The organism is Mesorhizobium sp. M7A.F.Ca.MR.362.00.0.0 (genome assembly GCF_004023175.1).
Lineage (GTDB): Bacteria > Pseudomonadota > Alphaproteobacteria > Rhizobiales > Rhizobiaceae > Mesorhizobium.
Map to the genome: position 1 here is coordinate 1,375 of NZ_RZTF01000630.1, position 367 is coordinate 1,741.

The 367-nt window shown below is 62.1% G+C and carries 1 protein-coding gene; it reads right to left on the minus strand.

The annotated features are described in order from the left end of the window. Positions 1-367, minus strand: a 367-nt coding sequence (locus tag EOC06_RS41140; protein WP_206631343.1) for an ABC transporter permease subunit, incomplete at both ends; no start/stop codon positions are given.

The window sequence follows — 367 nt, forward strand, 5'->3', positions numbered from 1 at the left end:
ATGTAGAGAAGCGCCGCGAAAATGAACGGCGCGAAGCTGCCGCCGCCGCCTTGAGCCTGCTGCGATGCGTACATCATCACGTCGCGGACACCGATCGTGGAGGCCACGGTCGTGTCTTTGAGCAGGCTAACAAGGAAGGTCGCCATGGGTGGAACCGAGACGCGCAGGACCTGCGGCGCCAGGATATAGCGCAGCGTATCCAGGCGCGACATACCGAGCGCCGCGGACGCCTCCCGCTGGCCCTTCGAGAGGGCCAGGAAGCCACCCCTATAGATTTCGGCGAGATAGGCCGTTGATACCAACCCCATGCCCAGGATGGCAGCCTGATATGAACTGAGAACGATCACTCCGCTGCCCAATCCGAAGA